A 19,635-nucleotide genomic window follows, 5' to 3' on the forward strand; every position below is an offset into this window, starting at 1 on the left:
TGCTGCGCGAAAAGTACAACTTTGCGTCTGCTCGCGGGAGGAGACCCGGGGAGGAGACCCGGGGAGGAACGGGGAGAACTCAGCCCGTGGCGAGCTTGGCGGCGACACCCACCACCCGTGTGGCCAGGTGGTCGAGCGCGGCCAGGGTGGCCTCGTCCAGCTCATTCTGGTTGTTCGGTCCGGTGATGTGCCCGACGCCGTAGGGGTTGCCGTCAGCGAACTTGATCGGGTCGGTGTAGCCCGGCGGGACCAGGATGCCGCCGAAATGCATCAGCGACACGTAGAGGTTCAACAGCGTGGCCTCCTGCCCGCCGTGGGCGGTCTGACTCGACGTGAAGCCGGCATAGACCTTGTCGGCAAGCGCACCCTTGGCCCACAGCCCGCCCAGGCCGTCCAGGAAGTTCCGGAATTGCGCTGAGGGGGACCCGAATCGGGTGGGCGACCCGAAGATGACGGCGTCCGCCCAGACGATGTCGTCACCGGTGGCCGCGGGCAGGTCCTTGGTTGCCGCGTAGTTGGCGCTCCACGCCGGGTTGTGGGCGAAGGTCTCCGGGTCGCGCGTCTCCTCGATGTGGCGCACACGGACCTCGGCGCCCGCCGCCTCGCCCGCCTGGGCCACCCGCTGCGCCATCTTGGTGCCGTGGCCGGTGGCCGAGTAGTAGATAACCGCCAACTTCGTCATCGCCATCTCTCCTTTGGTTGTTGTGTGGGGTCGGTCAGTGCTTGCCGGTCAGCAGGCCCTGAATTTCGGTCAGCTCGTCGTTGAACTGGTCCCGGTGCGGTCGTGGGCCGCTCACCCGCAGCAGCCGGGCGAAATCCCTGGCCGCCTTGGCGATCCGTTCGGACAGGCCTGAGCCGGTGCCGTCTGCGCCGAAGTCCGCGGTGGCGGCGAACACCCCGGTGGGTGCTACCAGCGCATGCAGATAGCAGAACATCGGACGCAGGGCGTGGTCCAGCACCAGCGAGTGGCGCTCGGTACCGCCGGTCGCCGCGATCAGCACGGGCGTCTGATCCAGGGTCTGCTCGGGCAGCACGTCGAAGAACGACTTGAACAGCCCGCTGAACGTCGCGTTGAACGTCGGCGTCACCGCAATCACCCCGTCGCTGCCCGCGATCGCGTCGAACACCGCCTCGAGCTCGGGTGCGGCGAATCCGGTCAACATTGCGTCGGTGATCGCCCGAGCCAGGTGCCGCAGCTCGACGACCTCGATATCGACCTGCCCGAGCTCGGCGCGGACCGCCGCGCCGAGCCGGTCGGCCAACAGCCGGGTGGACGACGGCTCACGCAGGCCGCCGCTGATCACGATCAACTTCATGACGCCGCCTGGATCTCGGATTGCCGCGCCGCCTCGACCAGGGACTCGTGCGTCGGCGCGCCGGGAACATGCGCGGGGCGTCCGATGGCGAACTCCTTGCGCAGCACCGGGATTACGTGCTCGCCCAGCAGATCGAGCTGTTCGAGCACCGTCTTCAACGGCAGACCCGCGTGGTCGACCAGGAACAGTTGGCGTTGGTAGTCGCCGACGTAATCCCGGAAACCCAGGGTCTTGTCGATCACCTGCTGCGGCGAGCCGACCGTCAGCGGGGTCTGCGCACTGAATTCCTCCAGGCTCGGGCCGTGCCCGTAGACCGGGGCGTTGTCGAAATACGGCCGGAACTCGTTGATCGCATCTTGGCTGTTAGGCCGCAAGAACACCTGACCGCCCAAGCCCACGATCGCCTGGTCGGCACCACCGTGACCGTAGTGCTCGAAGCGCTGCCGGTAGAGCTGCACCATCCGCTTGGTGTGCGACGCCGGCCAGAAGATGTGGTTGGCGAAGAAGCCGTCACCGAAGTGCGCGGCCAGCTCGGCGATCTCGGGAGAGCGAATAGAACCGTGCCAGACGAACGGCGGAATCCCATCCAACGGACGGGGCGCCAGGGTGAAGCCGTGCAGCGGGGTGCGGTATTCACCGCTGAAGTCGACGACCTCCTCGCGCCACAACCGGCGCAGCAACTGATAGTTCTCCACCGTCAGCGGCAGCGCGGCCCGGATGTCCTTGCCAAACCACGGATACACCGGTCCGGTGTTGCCACGCCCCAGCATCAGGTCCACCCGGCCGTCGGCGAGGTGCTGCAGCACGCTGTAGTCCTCGGCGATCTTCACCGGGTCGTTCGTGGTGATCAAGGTGGTAGCGGTGGTCAACTGAATGCGCTCGGTCTGCGCCGCGATGTAACCCAACAGGGTTGTCGGCGACGACGGCACGAACGGCGGGTTGTGGTGCTCACCCGTGGCGAAGACGTCCAGGCCGACCTCCTCGGCCTTCTTGGCGATCGCCACGGTCGCCCGGATTCGCTCGGCTTCGGCCGGCGCGCGGCCGGTGGTCGGGTCGACGGTCACATCGCCGACGGTGAAAATGCCGAACTGCATACCGGTGCTTGTCACGGCAGGTCCTCCTTGCGTGTTGGTGATTACTGTAGCTGATAGTTGCTAACGCAACTAGTTCTTGGTCCATTCCCGCATCTTCTAGCCGCTTAACGCGCTCGCTTACCTGGACTGTTGTGGTTTCGTCAACTATATTTAGGCCTCATGGAGACACGGTGGCTCAACGAGGAGGAACAGCGGATGTGGCGGGGCTACCTCGACAGCACGCGCCTGCTGCTACGCAGCCTGGACCGGCAGTTGGTCAGCGACTCAGGACTGAGCCTCTCCGACTTTGAGATCCTGGCGCTGTTGTCCGAGGCACCCGACCGCCGGCTGCGGATGAATGAGTTGGCCGACATCACCGTGACGACGCGCAGCGGTGTCACCCGAGCGGTCAAACGGCTGGCCGACGCCGGCTGGGTCCACCAGGTCAAGTGCGAGGAAGACAAACGCGGCCAGTTCGCCGAACTCACCGAGTCGGGCATGGACAAGTTGCGGGCCGCCGCGCCCGGTCATGTGCAAGCGGTGCGGACCGGCCTGTTCGATTCGCTCAGCCCTCGCGAGGTCGAACTGTTCACCCACTCCTACGCGCGAATCCGCGACAATCTGCTCGAGCACCCGTAGGCATTCTCGGCGAAGGCAACCGACCGCCGCACCAATCTCCATACGATCGAGCCATGTCGCAATGCCACACCGCGCGCGGGCCCATCGACACCGCCGACCTCGGCGTCACCCTGATGCACGAGCACGTGTTCATCATGACCACCGAGATCGCCCAGAACTATCCGGAAGCTTGGGGCGACGAGGGCGCCCGGGTGGCCGACGCCATCACCCGGCTGGACGCATTGAAGGCCGCCGGAGTCGACACCATCGTCGACCTGACCGTGATCGGACTGGGCCGCTACATCCCGCGAATCTCCCGCGTGGCCGCCGGCACCGACTTGAACATCGTGGTGGCCACCGGCATCTACACCTACAACGACGTGCCGTTCTTCTACCACTATCGCGGACCCGGGACCATGCTGGACGGCCCCGAGATCATGGCCGACATGTTTGTCCGCGACATCGAGACCGGCATCGCCGACACCGGGATCAAGGCGGGAATCCTCAAGTGCGCCACCGACGAACCGGGCGTGACTCCCGGCGTCGAGCGGGTGCTGCGCGCGGTGGCCAACGCCCACCGGCGCACCGGCGCGCCGATCTCCACTCACACCCACGCCGGCACCCGCCGCGGCCTGGAACAGCAGCACATCTTCGAAGAAGAAGGCGTCGACCTGTCCCGGGTGGTGATCGGGCACTCCGGGGACAGCACCGATCTGGGCTACCTGGAGGAACTGATCGCGGCGGGATCGTATCTGGGCATGGACCGCTTCGGGATCGACCTGATCCTGCCGTTCGAGGAGCGTGTGAACACGGTGGCGGCCATGTGCGAGCGCGGCCACGCCGACAAGATGGTGCTCTCCCACGACGCCAACTGCTATTTCGACGCGCTGCCCGGCGACCTGAGCTCAGTGGCCGCACCGAACTGGCACTACCTGCACATCCACAATGACGTCATTCCGGCGCTACGGCAGCGCGGCGTCACCGAGGAGCAGCTGCACACCATGCTGGTCGACAACCCGCGCAAGATCTTCGAGCACTCCGGCGGCTACTGAGGCCGGGGGCTCACCGCGCCGGTGCAGCAACGCGTAGCGCCAAGGTTCGGACCAGTGAATGCAACCGCTCGGGGGTGGCGGCGTCGGGATCGCTGAGGCGCAACTGCAGGAGTTCCCGGGCGGCTGCATGCAGGACGCGGGCGGTGTAGTCGGGATCGGGCAGGTCCGGGTAGCTGCGCAGCAACTCACCCGCCAGATAGGCGCGCACGACCTCTTGCGCCTGCGCAAGGCGTTCGTGCAGTTCGGGCGGCGCGCCCTGCGGGGGGAACAGGAACAGTCGCCACGTCGCGGGATGGGCGTCGGCGGCCCTGACCACGTGGGCGAATCTGCTGGCCAGATCGCCGTCCCCACCCGGTTCCGCCGTTTCGGCGATCACCTCGGCAAACTGGGCGCCCGCCCGCGCAGCTTCGCGATCGATCAGCGCGACGAACAGGCCGGCGGGGTCACCGAACTGCTGATAGAGCAGCGATCGGTTGATCCCGGCCTCACGGGCAATCCGGTTGGGGGTGGCGGCGTGAAAGCCCTCCGCATCCACGATCGCATGGGTGACATCGAGGATCTGGCTACGCCTGGCCTCGGCCGTCATCCGCCGCCGTGACTGCCCCAAAGTCATAGTTGACAGCATAAGTACCACGCTGTTACTTGTGTAACTAACAATATGTTAGTTACCTGGAGGCTGTGATGCCCACGCACTACCCCGAGCTTGCGCGACGTGTCCATAGTCAGCGGGACCTGCAGCCGGGGCTCTACGGGGACATCGATTTCGACGCACAGCCCTACCGCACCACCACCGATCCGGCAGACCTCTCGGCGCTGCCGGAGTGGGTCGCCGATCGCGCTCCCTATCTAGCCGACGAACAAGCCGTCGAGCTGATCTGCACGGCGACCCTGCTGGGCGACGTGGTGGCCGACCCCTATGCGGGGCTGATGTCCGAATACAGCGTCACCGCTTTGATCGACATGCTCCAGTTGGCCTGCCGCGAAGGCATCGAGGCGGTTGCCGACGCACCGCCGGAGCTGGTGGCATTCATCGCGGACATGGAGGTCGCACCCCCGTGGCTGGACATGGACCTGGTGCGCGAAGGCGCGCGGCACGCCCGCCTCCCGGCGGCCTTGGTGGCGCCGTTCGTCACCCGTGGAGCCTTCATCGCGACCTTCGTCAACACCTACGCCGCCTTGCCGATGGCGCTGACCGGGGCGTTGTCCGGCCGTCGCGCCGCGCGCCGGGTCAACGAGACCACCAGCTTCTTCGCCGTCACCACGCTGCCCGGGGCACTGGACCGCTACGGCCCGGGCTTCGAAGCGGCCGCCATGGTGCGGCTGATGCACTCGATGGTCCGCTACAACGCGCTCAAACGCTCGGAGAAGTGGGACGTCGACGTCTACGGGATCCCCGTCCCCAGGTCGACCAGATGCCGGCCGGAATGATCAATCTCTACCTGCTGGCCACGGCCGCCGCCCGGAAGGGGCGCACCGAATTCAGCGCCAGCGAGCGCGCCGTCGTCGAATTCACGCGCTACCGAGCGTTTTTGCTCGGTCTGCCCGAGGAGCTCCTGCCGACCACGCCCACCGAGATCATCCACCTCATCCACACCCGCGGGGCGCTGCTGCGCGAGGACTTCGATGACGCCACCTGTGGTGAGATGGTGCGTTCGACCATGGCCGCCTATCTGCGGCCCGTCGACACGCGATGGGAGCGCATCGCCGACGCCGTCGAAAAGAGCTACAGCAAAGCCGCTTTCACGAAGGCCTTCTGCAACGGCGATCGCGCCGCCGCCAAGAACATGGGGGTGCCCATCGGCCTGGCCGACTACCTGCGGATCGGCGTGACGGCACCGTTCATCATTGGGCGCCTGCTGCTGGTGCGGCGCGCCAGCCGAATCCCCGCACTGCGCCAGCTCATCGACGACTACCTGGTGCGGCTCGTCAAACGTCGGCTCAAGACGTACGGCAGGCCCGAATTCACCAGTGATGCAAACGATTACACACCAGCCGGGCAGCTGGCGAAACACGCCTAGGCACCGGCGCGCTACCAGACCAGCCGAGCGAGGTAAGTCTGAGCGTATTGGCGGACGGCGGCGGTGTCGTTGATGTCGAGGACCCCTGCTCTGTTGGTCAGCAGTGAGGCGACCAGGCGCACCAGGATTTCGGCGGTGGTGAGGACCTCGTCGTCGGGCATGGTGACTCCACACAGGCGCAGGGTCGCGGCGACCAGATGGCTGGCACGCACCAGGGCCTTCTCGCCGTTGGGGGTATTGACTCCGATGAGCAGTTCCGGCTCGCTTTCGATGACCGCGGTAGCCAGCGGGCTCTCGGTGATGCGGCGCATGGCGAGGGTGAAGCATTCCACGATGGCACCGCGCGCGTCCTGCGCCCGGGCGGCGTTGCCGAGTTCGACGAACAGGGCTTGTGTGTCGGCCTCAACCAGCTGCTCGAACAGTGCTTCTTTGGTGGGGAAGTGCCGGTACAGCGTGCGGCGGCTCACCCCGGCACGCTGGGCGACCGCATCGATATTCGCCCGGCGAAAAGCATGCCGGGCGAACTCCACGCGAGCGGCCGCAAGGATGGCGCCCGCGGTGCCAATCATGGGATCGCCGACCTTGACTGATGCCGGACTGGCCATGGTGTTCATCCTGTCATGCTGCCCGGCCAGCTGGGCCGGGGCGAGGTGGGCCGACGGATCCGTCGGCGGGTCTTCGCACCTGTTATTGTGACACAATTACATGATTTTGTGCCATCGTGCAGAAGTGCCGTCGTTTATCGGAGGTCTTGGATGCCCACGCACTACCCCGAGCTGTACCAGCGCGTTCGCCGTCAAGCCGAGCTGCTGCCGGAGCTTTACGGCAACCTGGACTTCGACGTGCAGCCCTACCGCACGGCGGCCTCCCCCGACGACGTCTCCTCGCTGCCCGGCAACCCCGCCACCCGGGCCAGGTTGCTGGCCGACGATGCCGCCGTCGAGCTGATCACCACGGCCACCTGGCTGGGCGATGTGGTGTCGGACTCCTACGCAGCGTTGATGGGCCAGTACAACGTCAGCACTCTGATCGGCATGCTTAAGCAGGCCTGCCGGAACGGTGTCGACGCGGTGCCCGACGCGCCGCCAGAGCTGGCCGCGTTCATCGCCGACCTGGAGGCCACCCCGGACTGGCTGGACATGGACCTGGTTCACAAGGGAGCAGAGCACTCCCGACTCCCGATGGCGCTGTTGGCGCCGTTCGTCGTCCGCGGAGCGTTCATTGCGACCTTCCTCAACACCTATGCTGCACTGCCGATGGCACTGACCGGCGCACTGTCGGGCAAGCGTGCCGCCGGGCGGGTCAACGAGACCACCAGCTTCTTCGCCGTCACCACGCTGCCCGGCGCACTGGACCGGCACGGCCCGGGCTTCGAGGCGGCGGCCATGGTGCGGCTGATGCACTCGATGGTCCGCTTCAACGCCCTCAAACGATCCCCGAAATGGGACATCGGCATCTACGGGCTACCGATCCCGCAAATCGACCAAATGCCGGCCGGGATGATCAACCTCTTCGTGCTGGCGATGGAAGCCCGCCGCCAAGGGCGCACCGAATTCACGCCGAGCGAGCGCGCCCAGGTCGAGTTCACCCGGTACCGCTGCGTACTCCTTGGCCTGCCCGAGGAGCTGCTGCCGACCACGCCCGCTGAGATCATTCGGGTGTTCAGCGCCCGCGCCGCGCTGCTGCGCGACGACTTCGACGACTCCACCTGCGGGGAGTTGGTCCGCTCGACCATGACCGCCTACCTGCGCCAGGAGCAGACCCTGCGCGAGCGCATTGCCGATGCGGTCGAGAAGAGCTACAGCAAGGTCTTTTTCGTCAAGACGTTCTGCGGCGGTAAACGCGATGTGGCCAAGAAGATGAGCGTCACGCTCGGCGCGGGCGACTACGCGCGGATCGCGTGCACGGCTCCGTTCGTGACGGGGCGCCTGCTGGTGGTGCAACGCGCTGTACGCACCCCCGGCCTGCGCCGGCTGACCAACGCCTACATCCTCCGACTGCTCAAGCGGCGGCTGGCCGCCTACGGCACGCCCGAATTCACCAGCGACTCCGCCGAATACACCCCGTCGGGCAAGGCCGCCTGATCAGCATCGGAGCGCTCCGGCGGATGCCGGGTCTCCCAACCCCGTAGCTTCTCTCGGCACGGCTGCTCCACCAGGGCGTAGCTCACCGCAGCGATGGCGACGGTGAACACCATCGTCAGCGCCAGCACCACCGCCATGTCGCCGGTGAACGCGAATCGGCCGATCACGGGGAACACCATGTCGAGGGCCGCCAGGTGCCAGATGAAGATCCCGTAGGACCAGCGGCCCAACGTCACCATCGGCGCACTGGCCAAAAACCGGTGCGGTGTGTCGGGCCGGTCCAGCACCAGCGGCGCCAGCAGCGCCCACGCCAGTACTCCACCCATCGCGGTGCGCACGATGAACTGACCGACGGTGGCCGAGGTCAACCCTTCCGGCCCAGCCAGCGGTGAGGCCGCCACTCCGAATGCCACCAGGGTCAGCAGCGCCATTGGCAGCCGCCGACGGGCCAGCCGGTGCACCCGCCCGACCGGGCTGAATGCCCACTCCGCCAGCAGCATGCCCGCCCCAAACCAGCAGCCGTACGCCGGCGCCCAGTTCAACGGATTCACCCCATAGGGCGTGTGGATGGGCAGGAACCCCCACCCCAGGCTGAGCAGCGCCACAGCCGCAATCGCTGGTATTCGGGCCCGCACCGGCAACCGCCGCGCCGCCAGCGCCAGCAACGGCAAGGCGATGTAGAAGCTGACCTCCACAGCCAGGCTCCACATCTGGGTCAGGCCCGGGGTCAGGGTCAGCGGCACGTAAATCTGCGTCATCGTGAGATTGGCCAGCCACACCACGAGGCTGGCGTCCCCGGCATCGGGCAGCAGGGCCAGGATCACCACCACCGACACCAGGTAGGCCGGCATGATCCGCACCACCCGTGACCGCAGGTAATGCCCGGTCGCCGGCGCCGGACGCAGTCCGCGCGCGGCGGCCGCTTGGCCACGCCACAGCAAAAATCCGCTCAGCGCGAAGAACACCGCGACGGCCATGTCGAAACGACCCCACAGCCGGCCGCTGATCCCCGCCGAGTGTCCCGTCTGAAACGCGACGTGCGTGATAACCACCCCAATAGCCGCGCAGGCACGCATACCCTCGACTGCAGGCAGGAAGCTGCGTACGCCACCCACCTGCTGACTCATCTGATTTCCGACCGAGGCATCGATGGACACACAGTAGCTGTTGCAGCTGCTGCTGTTAGGGTCGAACAAATTTGGGTACGGGGACAAAAGGAGGATGCGGCGACGTGAACCGAGCAATCATGATGCGTATCGCGGCATGCGCAGTCATGGGCCTCGGCGCCGCCCTGATGGTCGCGGCACTGCTGCTGTCCACCTACACCGCAGGCAGAATCGCCAAGATCCCGCTCGATATCGACATCACGCTGATCGGCAACGGCAGCGGCGCCGCGCTGGACCCGGAGTCCCTCGGCAGTGAACACGCGGTCGTTGATCAGGACGTGCCGCTGGTGTCCCAGCAACAGATCGGTGTCGAGTCGCCCGCCAATGCCGAGGTGGTGACCTTGCAGGTCGGCTCGTCGCTACGGCGCGCGGACCGGCAGAAGGACACCGGGCTGCTGTTGGCCATCGTCGACACCGTGACGCTGAACCGCACGACCGCCGAGGCGATTTCGGATGACACCCACCCGGGTGGCTCGGTGCAGCGGCCGCGCAACTTTGATGACGAGAGCCCGCCCACCAACATCGCCCTGCCGCACGAAGGACTGTCCTACCGGTTCCCCTTCGCCACCAAGAAGCAGTCCTACCAATACTTCGATCCGATCGCGCAGAAGGCCTACGAGGCCAACTACGAAGGCGAAGACGACGTCAATGGGCTGACCACCTACCGGTTCGTCCAGAACGTCGGCTACGACGGCGACGGCACCCTGGCCGAGCCGGTGCGCTACCCGTCGCTGTACGGCCACGACGAAGACGGTGAGATCACCGCACCCGCCCGGCTCTGGAACATCGAAGGCGCTGACCCCGACGAAGAGGTCACGATGACGCGGTACTACGCCGCGCAGCGCACCATGTGGGTCGACCCCGTCTCGGGCACCATCGTCAAGTCGAAGCTGCACGCCAACCACTACTACGCCCGAGACGCACTCAAGCCGGAGATTGCACTGGCCGACTACACGGTCACCAGCTCCGAGGAGACCATCGAGGCGCAGGTCAACGCGGCCCGTAACGAACGCGACCGGGTGGCGCTGTGGTCCCGGGTCCTGCCGATCACCTTCACCGCAGCGGGGCTGATCTGCTTGATCGGCGGCGTCCTGGTCGGCTGGTTCAGCCTGCCGGCCGAGGCCGCGCTGGGCCGTAGCGACCAGCATGGCTCCGACGGCGGATTCTTCGGCGGTTTCGCGCCCAAGGCACCCACGGCCGACCGCCCGTCCGGGGCCGAGGCCGAGACCGAGAAGATTCCGGCGCAACGTCCCCAGCTGGACCGGCCGGCAGCGCCACCAGAGGCGAGCGCCCCGGATTCGGCTCCCGACCAACCGTAGTTCCGCGGTGGTGCGAGCCAGGCGCTGGATCGCGCCGTGCTATGCACTCGGGCTGACACTGCTCATCCTGGCGCCATTGCTGCGCCCGGGTTATTTGCTGTTGCGAGACGCGGTTTCGACGCCGCGGTCATATCTGACCGGCGCGGCCCTCGGACTGGCTGAAGCCTCTCCGCGAGCGGTGCCCCAAGACTTCGCAGTGGCGCTGGCGTCGCGGCTGATCGACGGCGGCACCGTGGTCAAGGCGCTGCTGTTCGTGGGCCTGTGGCTGGCTGGATGTGGTGCCGCACGGCTGGTGGCGATCGTGCTGCCGGAGGCCGGGCTGCCCGGTCAGCTGGTGGCGATCACGGTGGCGATCTGGAACCCGTATGTGGCCGAGCGACTGCTGCAGGGCCATTGGAGCCTGCTGGTCGGGTACGGCTGCCTGCCGTGGGTGGCGGTGGCGATGCTGCGGTTGCGCGCCGGTGCAACCGGGCCCATGCGGCGGTCCCGGCTTCCCCTCACCTCCGCCGGGCTGTTCGGCCTGGTGTTTTTTCTGGCGCTGGCCGGCTTGACACCCACCGGGCTCCTGCTGGCGGCGGTGGTGGCGCTGGTGTGTGTCGCGGCGCCCGGGTCCGGGCCGCCGCGCTGGTGGTGCGCGGCCAGCGCAGTGGCGATCGCGGCGACCGCCGCGCTGCCGTGGCTGATGGCAGTGGTGCTGAGCCCGGGGTCGGCACAGGGCGAGTCGGCCGGGGTGGCGGCATTCGCGGCCCGCGCCGAGCCCGGGCTAGGCACCCTGGGCAGCCTCGCCGGCCTCGGCGGGATCTGGAACGCCGAGGCGGTGCCCGGTTCGCGACGAACCGCTTTTGCGCTGCTGGCGACGGCGGTGTTCATCGGGGTGCTGGGACTGGGATGGGCCTCGGTGCGCGACCTGCCCGCGGTGCGGCCGCTGCTGATCCTGGCGGGCGTGACGGTGCTGACGTTCACCCTTCTGGCCACCGGCCCGGGGCTCGCGCTGCTGCGTTGGGCGACGGAGATCGCACCTGGGCTCGGGGTGCTGCGCGACGGTCAGAAGTGGGTGGCGCTGGCGGTGCCGGGCTACCTACTGGCTGGTGCCGGGGCGGTGGTGGGGCTGCGGGACCGGCTGGCGCCGGCGCGGGCGGCGCTGGTGTGCTGCGTCGCGCTGATCGTCGTCCTGCCCGACCTGGCCTGGGGAGTGGCCGGGCGGGTCACGCCGGTGCACTACCCCCCCGGTTGGGCGGCGGTGGCGGCCAAGATCAACGCCGATCCGCGCCCGGTGGCCGTGCTGCCGGCCGACACCATGCGCCACTTCCCTTGGGCGGGGCCGGCTCCGGTGCTCGATCCGCTGCCCCGCTGGGTGCGCGCCGAGGTGCTCACGACCGGCGACCTGACCGTCGGCGGACACACGGTGCCCGGGGAGGGCAGCCACGCCCGCGAGGTGCAGAAGGCACTGTTGTCCGGGGCTGAGCCCGCCACGCTCGGCGTCAACGGAGTGGGATGGGTGGTCACGGAAACCGACGTCGATGGCGAAATAGGCTCTGCGGCAAAAACTCTGACCCGGCTTCCCGTGGCCTACCGAGATTCTGACCTTACCGTCTACCGGGTCGGCGGCCGCGCGCCGAAGGCGTCGACCGGACCGCGTCGCGCCGCGATGGCCGCCCACCTGGTGTGGCTGGGGATGCTGGTAGCGGGCGCGGGAGGTCTGGCGGCGCCCTTGATGCAACGCCGCTTGCGCGGTTAACGGCGAAGTTCGCCGCTGAAGACGGTCACGGCGTGACCGGTCAAGATGACACGGTCGCCGTCACGGCGGACCCGCAATTGCCCGCCTCGCGCAGAGGCCTGCTCGGCCGAGAACTCGTCGACCCCGAGGCGCTCGCCCCACAGCGCGGCGAGAGTGCAGTGCGCCGAGCCGGTCACCGGGTCCTCGGACAGCCCGAAACGGGGCGCGAACACCCGGCTCACGATGTCGGCGCCGCCGTCACCGACTGCCGTAACCACGACGGCGCGGGCGTCGACCTTCGCCAGCGACGCCGTGTCCGGTACCAGCGCACGGACTTCGGCCGCCGATCCGGCTTCCACGACCACGTCCATGCTTCCCCGCCACACCGAGCGAATGCGCACCCCAGGCAGGCCCACCACCAGCTCCGCTGTCGGCGACTCGCGGCGTACCGGGTCCGCCGGAAACCCCATGGAGATCGCACCATCCGGACCCGTCGTGCAGGACAGCAACCGCTCGCCCACCTGGAAGGACTGATCCCCACCCAGGACATGGGCACTGGCCAGGGTTCCCGAGCCGCACAACGCCAATTCGGCCACCGGGCTGAACCACCGCAGAGCTCGCGGACCGGCACCGGATTTGGCTGGCCCGATGAATGCTGTTGCCGGGCAGTTGAGCTCAGCCGCCACCGCCTGCATCCACGTGGTGTCGGCGGGACCATCCAGCACCACGACACCGGTGGGGTTCCCCCGGAACCTGACCGCCGTGAACGTGTCGACTACATATGTCGGGACGGACACCTAAGCGTCCAGGAAGCGGGCCCGCACGCCCTGCCCGGGGATGGGGCAGGTGTCGTGCCGACCACCCAACCGATAGCGGACGGCGGCGAAGCGGTCGTAGAGCCAGTCACGCAGTCCTGCCGGGATGATTCGAGCCGCGAGCAGCAGCCGGAAGGGCCCGCCCAGGTAGCTCAGCACCCGCAGGGCCGCCGCCGATCGAACGTCGATGTGCTCGTCGGGCCGGCCGGGGTTCTCCACGTAGACCATCGAGTCAACGTCGCGCAGGTCCGGATGACGCTCGATAATCGCGCGCGCGAAGTCACTTTCCAATGCCGCAAATCGCAGCGTGCCGCGCCGGTCGAACCGCAGGATGCTCTGCACCGATCGATTACAGATTCCACAGACACCGTCGTAGAGCAGCACCGGAGCCACGGGCTGGTCAGTCACCGGTACACCTCCGCGCTATCGCCTCACACCACGCCGCTGATGTAGCGACGTTCTCGGACGGCCACCAGCACAGTATGCAAGCCCTCGGCGCTTTGCCGCCAGGAGAATTCGGCGCTGCGGTCCTGTGCCTTGGCGCCGAGCTGCTCGCGTAGCACCGCGTCCGCCAGCAGTCGCCGCAGTTGCTCGACCAGCTCGTCGCGGTCGTCGACCAACAATCCGGTAACCCCGTCGACGATCGAATCGGACAGCCCACCTGAGGCCCGGTAGCCGATGGTGGGCACACCGTGCTGACCCGCCTCGATGACGGCCAGGCCCCATCCTTCCTTGCGTGACGGCAATACGTGTACCCAAGCCCGTTGCACCAGTTCGTGTTTGGCGACCTCGTCAACGTGGCCGTGGAAGGTGACCTCGTCGGCGATCCCCAGTTCCGCGGCGTGCTCCGCCAGCCGGTCGCTCCACCAACCCCCGCCGATGACATCGAGGTGCAGGCCCGGTACTTCGGCACGCAGCGCCGCAACCGCGTCCAGCGCGTCCTCGATCTGCTTATGTGGCACCAGGCGGGACAGCACCACCACCCGTGGCGTCGTCGAGCGAGGCTGCGTCAGCGTCGCCGGCGGCGCCTCGTCGAGCCCGTTGCGCACCACCGCGATGCGCTCGGGGCCCACTCCCAGCTCGATCAGGTCGCGCACCGAGGGCAGTGACACGGTCAGGTATTGATTGCGCCGGTTCAGCCAGGGTGAGAGCCTCGACTCCACCATCCAGCCGATCCGGCTCAGCACCGGCCCGGCCACTGGCCACTGCTCGCGGTGGCAATGGTGCACCAGCATCGCGACCCGCCGCCCGTAGATCAGCCGGGCCAGGAACGGCAGCCCGTTCTGGGTGTCGATCACCGCGTCGGGGCGCACGCCGCGCAGCGGTCCAAGGCCGATGCGCGCCGCTGCCATCACTCCCAGCGCCCAGAGATACACGGTGTAGGGCCCGCCGCGCCGGCTGATGTGCACGCCGTCGACGACCTCGTGTTTGGGCGCGCCCGGGTAGCGGGCGGTGCGCAGGGTGACTGCCATGCCGGCGGCGGCCAGCTCGGCGCCGATGCGCTGCAGGTAGGTCTCGCTGCCGCCGCCCTGCGGGTGCCCGGTGTCACGCCAACACAGCAGCAGGACGGAACGGACGGCAGACACGCCGACCAGGGTAGTCGGCCCGCTCCGCACCCCGCCGAGCGTGAAGCCAGCTGCACGTTCGGCCCCCGGCGTGCGGCGACCTTCACGTTGGCCGGGTTCTAGGCTGGCTCGGTGGCTGCCACCGAGAAGTTCGCGCGACGCGCGACGCTGGCCCGCTCGGCGCGCCTGCTGTCGGCGTTCCGCTACGAGCAGAGCGCGCCGGCCCGGTTCTACGGTGCGCTGGCCGACGACACCGCCGCTATGGTCACCGAGCTGTGGCGAGGGGTGTGCGGCGACGATCCGGCCGGCAAGACCCTGCTCGATGTCGGCGGCGGTCCGGGCTACTTCGCCACCTCGTTCGCCGACGCCGGGCTGCGCTATATCGGCGTGGAACCGGACCCTGACGAGATGCACGCGGCGGGCCCGCGGCCCGCGGATGCCCCGGGCAGCTTCGTACGGGCCTCGGGGATGGCCCTACCGTTCGCCGACGCCAGCGTGGACATCTGCCTGTCGTCCAACGTCGCCGAGCACGTGCCGCGGCCGTGGCAGCTCGGCAACGAGATGCTGCGGGTTACCCGGCCCGGCGGTCTGGCAGTGCTGTCCTACACGGTCTGGCTGGGCCCGTTCGGCGGCCACGAGATGGGCCTGACGCACTATCTGGGCGGGCAGCGCGCCGCCCGGCGCTACACCCGCCGGCACGGCCACCCGCCGAAGAACAACTACGGCTCGTCATTGTTCGCGGTGTCTGCCGCCGAAGGGCTGGACTGGGCCCACCACACCGGCGCCCTGGTCACTGCTTTCCCTCGTTATCACCCGCGATGGGCATGGTCGATGACGAAGCTGCCGGGCATTCGCGAGTTCGGAGTGAGCAATCTGGTGCTGGTTCTGCAACCGGACTGATCGATTGACTGCAACGTGTTCTAATCCGCCGGTCGGCTAGGTAGGGTGGCGCCCATGACCGACTCCAGCATCACCGAATACGACACCCTCTTCATCGGCGGCAAGTGGACCGCGCCCTCCACCGACCAGGTGATCGAAGTTCGCAGCCCGGCCACCGGCGAGTACGTCGGCAAGGTGCCGCTGGCAGCCAAGGCCGATGTCGACAATGCAGTCGCCGCGGCGCGCACCGCCTTCGACTCCGGACCGTGGCCGTCCACGCCGCCGGCCGAGCGCGCCGCGGTGATCGCCGCCGCGATCAAGTTGATGGAAGAGCGCAAGGACCAGTTCACGTCGCTGTTGGGCGCTGAGACCGGACAACCCCCACTGAGCGTCGAAACGATGCACTGGATGAGCTCGCTGGGCGCGCTGAACTTCTTCGCCGGCCCGGCCGCCGACGAGGTCAGCTGGGAAGAGATCCGCACCGGCGCCTACGGCCAGACGATCGTGCGCCGGGAACCGATCGGCGTCGTCGGTGCGATCGTGGCGTGGAACGTGCCGTTGTTCCTGGCGGTCAACAAGCTCGGTCCGGCACTGCTGGCCGGCTGCACGGTGGTGCTCAAGCCGGCCGCCGAAACCCCGTTCAGCGCGAACCTGCTGGCGCAGACCTTCGCCGACGCCGGCTTGCCTGAAGGCGTGTTGTCGATCGTGCCCGGCGGCGCCGACACCGGCCAGGCACTGACGTCCAACCCGGACGTGGACATCTTCACCTTCACCGGCAGCTCGGCCGTCGGCAAGGAGATCGGTAAGCGCGCCGCGGACCTGCTCAAGCCGTGCACCCTGGAACTCGGCGGCAAGTCGGCGTCCATCGTGCTCGAGGATGTCGACCTGGCATCGGCGATCCCCATGCTGGTGTTCTCCGGGATCATGAACACCGGGCAGGCCTGTGTGGCCCAGACCCGCATCCTGGCACCGCGCTCGCGCTACGAGGAGGTTGTGGAGGCGGTCAAGAACTTCGTCAGCATGCTGCCGGTCGGCCTGCCGGATGACCCGGGCGCCCAGATCGGTTCGCTGATCAGCGAGAAGCAGCGCGAGCGGGTCGAGGGCTACATCGCCAAGGGCATCGAGGAAGGCGCCCGGCTGGTCTGCGGCGGTGGCCGGCCTGAGGGCCTGGATGGAGGCTTCTTCGTCGAGCCGACCGTGTTCGCCGACGTGGACAACTCCATGACGATCGCCCAAGAGGAGATCTTCGGGCCGGTGCTGTCGATCATCGCCTACGACACCGAGGACGACGCGGTCGCGATCGCCAACGACTCGATGTACGGGCTGGCCGGCAGCGTGTGGACCTCGGACGTCCCGCGCGGGATCGAGATCGCCAAGAAGATCCGCACCGGGACCTACGGAATCAACTGGTACGCCTTTGACCCGTGCTGCCCGTTCGGCGGCTTCAAGAACTCCGGTATCGGCCGGGAGAACGGTAAAGAGGGCGTCGAGCACTTCACCCAGCAGAAGAGCGTGCTGATGCCGATGGGCTACACCCTGGACGCCTGATCGACAGCGCCCCGGACACCGCTGTCCGGCCACGACACCCGGGTGTCGTGGCCGTCCACCTACAAGGTCCGGCAACGGCGCAGCTGATCGACGGCTTAGCCGTTGAGTCGACGCCGCCGGCGGTACTCAAGGCAGCGCCCTACCTGGGCGCGGTAGAAGTCTTCGTCGCGCCCGCCGGCGGTATACAGCCGCGCCCCGAGCCGATCTCGGAGCTCATCGAGATCCACCGGATCGATGGTGGCGTTGGTCAGCACCCAGTCAACAGCGGCCTCGCTGCCCCGTTCCCGGCAGATCGTCTCGGCCTGTTTGGCCGCAGCGCGCTTGTGAAACCGGGCGAACCCGCGCCTGCTCCAGGCACGCAGCTCCAGGGCTTCCAGGTCGAGCAGTTCACGCAACACTGCCAACGGCCCGTCGGGCACGGTCTTGAACGGCGCCACATCGACGAAAGCCAGTGCGCCGTCGCGACGGCGGATCCCCTCGATATCGGGTTCCACTACCACCGCGCCGCGCCCCTGGGCCAGCTCGTGAGCCCACCGGACGATGACATAGCCAAGGTCGGGCAGCCGGTATTTCCCAGTGTGGGTGTCCAAGGTGGGGAACCTATTTCGCTAGAACGCGTCCTCGGAGAGATCCATCAACGCGAGGTCCTCGCCTTCCACCATGCGTCGATCCGCGCCGAGCCGGGGTAACACGTTGGCCGCGAAGAACTTCGCCGCCGCCACCTTTCCGCGGTAGAAATGCTGCTCATCACCGGACGCTCCTTGGTCCAGCGCCGTCAGCGCGACCTCGGCCTGACGCAGCAGCAGCCAGCCGATCACCAGATCGCCGACGGCCAGCAGGAACCGCACCGAGCCCAAGCCCACCCGATAGAGCTCTCGGGCCTCCTGCTGTGAGCCGAACATGTAGCCGGTCATGGCAGCCACCATCGCCCGCGCATCGTCGAGCGCGGCGGCCAGCAGCTTGCGCGAGTCAGCCAGTTCCTTATGGCCATCGGTGTTGTCGATCAACGTCTCTATCTGGGCCACCAGATGCGCCAGCGCCACACCGCGGTCGCGGGCGATCTTACGAAAGAAGAAGTCCTGGGCCTGAATCGCGGTGGTGCCCTCATACAGCGAATCGATCTTGGCGTCTCGGATGTACTGCTCGATCGGATAGTCCTGCAGGAAACCCGAGCCGCCGAAGGTCTGCAGCGATTCGGTCAGGTATTGGTAGGCCCGTTCCGATCCGACGCCCTTGACGATCGGGAGCAGCAAGTCGTTGACGCGGTCGGCCATCTCGGCGTCGGCGCCTGAGACCTGCAGGGCCACTTGCGGGTTCTGGTGGGCAGCGGTATAGAGGTACAGCGCTCGCATGCCCTCGGCGTAGACCTTCTGCATCATCAAGGCGCGCCGCACATCCGGGTGGTGGATGATCGTCACCCGCGGCGCGGTCTTATCGGTCATCTGAGTCAGGTCGGCCCCCTGAATGCGCGTCTTGGCGTACTCCAGGGCATTGAGATAGCCGGTGGACAATGTGGCGATCGCCTTGGTTCCCACCATCATTCGCGCATACTCGATGACGTGGAACATCTGCGCGATACCGTTGCGGGTGTCACCGACCAACCACCCTTTCGCCGGAATCCCGTGCTGACCGAAGGTAAGTTCGCAGGTGGTTGAAACCTTCAGCCCCATCTTGTGTTCCAGCCCGGTGACGAACACCCCGTTGCGCTCGCCGGGCTCCCCGGTCTCGGGATCCGGCAAGAACTTGGGCACCAGAAACAGGCTGAGCCCCTTGGTTCCCGGCCCGGCGCCCTCGGGGCGGGCCAGGGTCATATGCATGATGTTCTCGAACAGGTCGTCACTGTCGCCGTTGGTGATGAATCGCTTGACGCCGTCGATATGCCAACTGCCGTCGGGCTGCTCGATGGCCTTGGTGCGGCCCGCCCCCACGTCAGAGCCGGCGTCGGGTTCGGTCAGCACCATGGTGGCGCCCCAGTTCCGATCGATCGCCATGGCAGCCCAGTGCCGCTGCTGCTCGTTGCCCAGCCCGTAGAGGATGTTCGCAAAGACCGGGCCGGCCATGAACATGTACACCGCCGGATTGGCGCCCAGCACCAGCTCGGCGATCGCCCACGACACCATCGCCGGCGCCGGGACACCGCCGACGTCTTCGCACAGCCCGATCCGAAACCACTCGCCGGCCTGCCAGGCGCGCAATGACTCCTTGAAGGGTTCGGGCAGCGTCACGTGGTGAGTGGCCGGGTCGAACACCGGCGGATGGCGGTCGCTGGCGGCGAACGACTCGGCCACCGGCCCCTCGGCTAGCCGGGCGGCTTCGGCCAGCATCTGGCGCACGGTGTCGCCATCGAGATCTCCGAACGCGCCGTCAGCCAGACATTGCTCCAGCCCCAGCAGTTCGAACAGATTGAATTCCAGGTCGCGCACATTGCTCTTGTAGTGACCCATTGGTCCAGCATGCACCTTGAC

The 19,635-nt window shown here is 67.6% G+C and carries 18 protein-coding genes and 1 pseudogene; 8 read left to right on the top strand and 11 right to left on the bottom strand.

Annotated elements, in window-relative coordinates; genetic code table 11:
* Positions 1-79: 79 nt before the first annotated feature.
* From wrbA to NM962_07520, 3 genes are read right to left on the bottom strand one after another with little or no spacing between them, the layout of a single operon-like run.
* The gene (gene wrbA, locus NM962_07510) at positions 80-682 is read right to left on the bottom strand and encodes an NAD(P)H:quinone oxidoreductase (GenBank protein ID UVO13905.1); all 603 of its coding nucleotides are present in this window, start codon (positions 680-682) and stop codon (positions 80-82) included.
* A gap of 34 nt (positions 683-716) precedes the next feature.
* Positions 717-1,316: an FMN reductase gene (locus tag NM962_07515; protein ID UVO13906.1), complete on the bottom strand. Its 600-nt coding sequence runs from the start codon at positions 1,314-1,316 to the stop codon at positions 717-719.
* Positions 1,313-2,410, bottom strand: coding sequence for an LLM class flavin-dependent oxidoreductase (locus NM962_07520; GenBank protein UVO14598.1), 1,098 nt, complete (start codon positions 2,408-2,410; stop codon positions 1,313-1,315). Before NM962_07520 ends, NM962_07515 begins: the two co-directional genes overlap by 4 nt.
* 159 nt (positions 2,411-2,569) lie before the next feature.
* On the opposite strand from NM962_07520, the gene NM962_07525 reads away from it, so the two are divergent.
* Both NM962_07525 and NM962_07530 read left to right on the top strand, forming a co-directional pair.
* Positions 2,570-3,028 (top strand): MarR family transcriptional regulator, encoded by a 459-nt coding sequence (locus NM962_07525; protein ID UVO13907.1) that lies wholly within the window; start codon positions 2,570-2,572, stop codon positions 3,026-3,028.
* Positions 3,029-3,081: 53 nt separating this feature from the next.
* Positions 3,082-4,059 (top strand): phosphotriesterase-related protein, encoded by a 978-nt coding sequence (locus NM962_07530; protein UVO13908.1) that lies wholly within the window; start codon positions 3,082-3,084, stop codon positions 4,057-4,059.
* 10 nt (positions 4,060-4,069) lie between these two features.
* Here NM962_07530 and NM962_07535 read toward each other — a convergent pair whose 3' ends face one another.
* The gene (locus NM962_07535) at positions 4,070-4,645 is read right to left on the bottom strand and encodes a TetR/AcrR family transcriptional regulator (GenBank protein UVO14599.1); all 576 of its coding nucleotides are present in this window, start codon (positions 4,643-4,645) and stop codon (positions 4,070-4,072) included.
* Positions 4,646-4,740: 95 nt separating this feature from the next.
* Between NM962_07535 and NM962_07540 the strand changes: the two are divergent.
* A pseudogene (locus tag NM962_07540) lies at positions 4,741-6,077 on the top strand (oxygenase MpaB family protein).
* An 11-nt stretch (positions 6,078-6,088) separates the two neighbouring features.
* Here NM962_07540 and NM962_07545 read toward each other — a convergent pair.
* Positions 6,089-6,682 (bottom strand): TetR/AcrR family transcriptional regulator, encoded by a 594-nt coding sequence (locus NM962_07545; protein UVO14600.1) that lies wholly within the window; start codon positions 6,680-6,682, stop codon positions 6,089-6,091.
* A gap of 150 nt (positions 6,683-6,832) precedes the next feature.
* On the opposite strand from NM962_07545, the gene NM962_07550 reads away from it, so the two are divergent.
* Positions 6,833-8,161: a DUF2236 domain-containing protein gene (locus NM962_07550; GenBank protein ID UVO13909.1), complete on the top strand. Its 1,329-nt coding sequence runs from the start codon at positions 6,833-6,835 to the stop codon at positions 8,159-8,161.
* Here the strand turns inward: NM962_07550 and NM962_07555 are convergent.
* Positions 8,098-9,288 carry an acyltransferase gene (locus NM962_07555; GenBank protein UVO13910.1) on the bottom strand — a complete coding sequence of 397 codons (1,191 nt, stop codon included), beginning with the start codon at positions 9,286-9,288 and terminating at the stop codon, positions 8,098-8,100. The two genes, NM962_07550 and NM962_07555, sit on opposite strands and share 64 nt — an antisense overlap.
* 104 nt (positions 9,289-9,392) lie before the next feature.
* Between NM962_07555 and NM962_07560 the strand changes: the two genes are divergently transcribed.
* The gene (locus NM962_07560; GenBank protein ID UVO13911.1) at positions 9,393-10,646 is read left to right on the top strand and encodes a DUF3068 domain-containing protein; all 1,254 of its coding nucleotides are present in this window, start codon (positions 9,393-9,395) and stop codon (positions 10,644-10,646) included.
* A 7-nt stretch (positions 10,647-10,653) separates the two neighbouring features.
* A complete protein-coding gene (locus NM962_07565) occupies positions 10,654-12,384 on the top strand; it encodes a hypothetical protein (GenBank protein UVO13912.1) in 1,731 nt (576 codons plus the stop codon).
* Here NM962_07565 and NM962_07570 read toward each other — a convergent pair.
* The 3 genes from NM962_07570 to NM962_07580 are packed head-to-tail and all read right to left on the bottom strand — an operon-like array spanning position 12,381 to position 14,764.
* The gene (locus NM962_07570; protein ID UVO13913.1) at positions 12,381-13,160 is read right to left on the bottom strand and encodes a PhzF family phenazine biosynthesis protein; all 780 of its coding nucleotides are present in this window, start codon (positions 13,158-13,160) and stop codon (positions 12,381-12,383) included. The genes NM962_07565 and NM962_07570 overlap by 4 nt on opposite strands.
* A complete protein-coding gene (locus NM962_07575; GenBank protein ID UVO13914.1) occupies positions 13,161-13,586 on the bottom strand; it encodes a DCC1-like thiol-disulfide oxidoreductase family protein in 426 nt (141 codons plus the stop codon).
* Between the two features lie 23 nt (positions 13,587-13,609).
* Positions 13,610-14,764, bottom strand: coding sequence for a glycosyltransferase family 4 protein (locus tag NM962_07580; GenBank protein ID UVO13915.1), 1,155 nt, complete (start codon positions 14,762-14,764; stop codon positions 13,610-13,612).
* A gap of 111 nt (positions 14,765-14,875) precedes the next feature.
* Between NM962_07580 and NM962_07585 the strand changes: the two genes are divergently transcribed.
* Complete coding sequence (locus NM962_07585) at positions 14,876-15,643, top strand: class I SAM-dependent methyltransferase (protein ID UVO13916.1); 768 nt, start codon at positions 14,876-14,878, stop codon at positions 15,641-15,643.
* Positions 15,644-15,697: 54 nt separating this feature from the next.
* On the top strand, positions 15,698-17,170 hold the full coding sequence (locus NM962_07590) for an aldehyde dehydrogenase (GenBank protein UVO13917.1): 1,473 nt from the start codon (positions 15,698-15,700) through the stop codon (positions 17,168-17,170).
* A gap of 95 nt (positions 17,171-17,265) precedes the next feature.
* Here the strand turns inward: NM962_07590 and NM962_07595 are convergent, their stop codons facing one another.
* Positions 17,266-17,760, bottom strand: coding sequence for a hypothetical protein (locus tag NM962_07595; GenBank protein ID UVO13918.1), 495 nt, complete (start codon positions 17,758-17,760; stop codon positions 17,266-17,268).
* Between the two features lie 18 nt (positions 17,761-17,778).
* On the bottom strand, positions 17,779-19,614 hold the full coding sequence (locus tag NM962_07600; protein UVO13919.1) for an acyl-CoA dehydrogenase: 1,836 nt from the start codon (positions 19,612-19,614) through the stop codon (positions 17,779-17,781).
* Positions 19,615-19,635 lie beyond the last annotated feature (21 nt).

The sequence above is a fragment of the Mycobacterium sp. SVM_VP21 genome, from assembly GCA_024758765.1.
Lineage (GTDB): Bacteria > Actinomycetota > Actinomycetes > Mycobacteriales > Mycobacteriaceae > Mycobacterium > Mycobacterium heraklionense_C.

What these genes read in the sequence shown, in the direction of transcription:
- wrbA (UVO13905.1), bottom strand. Translation starts at nt 682, where the DNA reads ATGACGAAGTTGGCGGTTATCTACTACTCGGCCACCGGCCACGGCACC.
- NM962_07515 (UVO13906.1), bottom strand. Translation starts at nt 1,316, where the DNA reads ATGAAGTTGATCGTGATCAGCGGCGGCCTGCGTGAGCCGTCGTCCACC.
- NM962_07520 (UVO14598.1), bottom strand. Translation starts at nt 2,410, where the DNA reads ATGCAGTTCGGCATTTTCACCGTCGGCGATGTGACCGTCGACCCGACC.
- NM962_07525 (UVO13907.1), top strand. Translation starts at nt 2,570, where the DNA reads ATGGAGACACGGTGGCTCAACGAGGAGGAACAGCGGATGTGGCGGGGC.
- NM962_07530 (UVO13908.1), top strand. Translation starts at nt 3,082, where the DNA reads ATGTCGCAATGCCACACCGCGCGCGGGCCCATCGACACCGCCGACCTC.
- NM962_07535 (UVO14599.1), bottom strand. Translation starts at nt 4,645, where the DNA reads ATGACGGCCGAGGCCAGGCGTAGCCAGATCCTCGATGTCACCCATGCG.
- NM962_07545 (UVO14600.1), bottom strand. Translation starts at nt 6,682, where the DNA reads ATGGCCAGTCCGGCATCAGTCAAGGTCGGCGATCCCATGATTGGCACC.
- NM962_07550 (UVO13909.1), top strand. Translation starts at nt 6,833, where the DNA reads ATGCCCACGCACTACCCCGAGCTGTACCAGCGCGTTCGCCGTCAAGCC.
- NM962_07555 (UVO13910.1), bottom strand. Translation starts at nt 9,288, where the DNA reads ATGAGTCAGCAGGTGGGTGGCGTACGCAGCTTCCTGCCTGCAGTCGAG.
- NM962_07590 (UVO13917.1), top strand. Translation starts at nt 15,698, where the DNA reads ATGACCGACTCCAGCATCACCGAATACGACACCCTCTTCATCGGCGGC.
- NM962_07600 (UVO13919.1), bottom strand. Translation starts at nt 19,614, where the DNA reads ATGGGTCACTACAAGAGCAATGTGCGCGACCTGGAATTCAATCTGTTC.